The 1308-nt window shown below is 67.4% G+C and carries 1 protein-coding gene and 1 pseudogene; both read left to right on the forward strand.

What is annotated here, in order from left to right; translation table 11 throughout:
- Positions 1-350 (forward strand): transposase (locus tag AB0L29_RS35505; RefSeq protein WP_365833482.1); only part of this gene is annotated, 350 nt, incomplete at its 5' end.
- A gap of 688 nt (positions 351-1038) precedes the next feature.
- Positions 1039-1188, forward strand: a pseudogene (locus AB0L29_RS35510) (transcriptional regulator); the annotation flags it as partial.
- Positions 1189-1308: the final 120 nt, after the last annotated feature.

A 1308-nucleotide genomic window follows, 5' to 3' on the forward strand; every position in this document is an offset into this window, starting at 1 on the left:
ACACGCACGACAGCCTCGGCCTCAAGCCACTCGTGCGCGGGATCCCGCCCATCCGCTCCCGCCGCGGCCCGCGCCGCCGACGTCCGGCCAAGCTCCACGCCGACAAGGGCTACGACTACGACCACCTGCGGAAATGGCTTCGCGAACGTCACATCCGCCACCGCATCGCCCGCAAGGGCATCGAGTCGTCCACGCGGCTCGGCCGGCACCGCTGGGTCGTCGAAAGAACGGTCTCCTGGCTGGCCGGATGCCGACGCCTGCACCGCCGCTACGAGCGCAAAGCCGAGCACTTCCTGGCCTTCGTCGGCATAGCCGCAGCCCTCATCAGCTACCGCCGACTCACCAACTAAGACAACGTCTTAGTGGGCCAGTTTCACCTCTGTCTGGGCTGGTTTGTCTCTATGTGGCCATGTGGGCCGAGGGAGAGACTGCATGCGGACCGGCCGTCGGCTGTGGCGGCCACCACATACTCGGGAGGACATGTGACCACACGAGTCGGCAGACGTTTTGCCCTCGTCGCAGTGACCGCTGCCCTGACGTTGGGTATCGGACAGACACCCACGAGTGCCAGCCCGCAGTGGTTCATCGACGGATCAAGCTACTCGGGATGCGCGTACGCATCAGGCGACTACAGCTACAGTCGAAACGGTTCTCACGGCGGCCGGGCCAATTACAAGGCGTCGTGGAGCCTCTCGATCTCCCGCTCGAGCTGCGACACCGCTGCCCATCTCCTGGTCCGTTACGACTGGTGGAGCTTCAGCCAGGGCCGGTGGATCGACTCGGGCTGGCGTACGAGTGCAGTCGCGCCAGGAGACAACGACACCACCGGAGGCAGCTATACCGACGTTGCAAACGTGCGGTTCAGGGCCTGCGACTACAGCACACCCTCAGAGGGGCCCTACGCCTGCGGAGTGGTCAGCTGAACCTGCACGCCGCTGAGGCAGGCTCCCTCTCGGGGAGCCTGCCTCGTTTGTGTGTCCGTCGGCCGTACGCGTCAGGCGTTGCGGCCTCATCGCCGACGCCGCCTGTGGCCGCAGCCTCGACCAGGCGAGGCTGTCCGCCGTGTACAGCCTCGCCTCTGCCATCCTCATCAAGCTCGGCTCCTACGACCGCGCCCGGCTCACTGCGGACCGGGCCCGCCCCTGGGCCGACATCTCCGGCTCACCACTCCCAGCCGCGTCCGCGGCTGCGGCCACAGCACGCCCCGAAGGGACATCTGGGGTCGTGTGTCGCACTGACCGCAGCGTTGCCGAACCGGAGATCCGGGCTGCGGCGCGTCGGCAAGCGGCAGCGGAGGCAGCGCTGTCG

Source organism: Streptomyces sp. NPDC052701 (assembly GCF_040678355.1).
Taxonomy (GTDB): domain Bacteria; phylum Actinomycetota; class Actinomycetes; order Streptomycetales; family Streptomycetaceae; genus Streptomyces.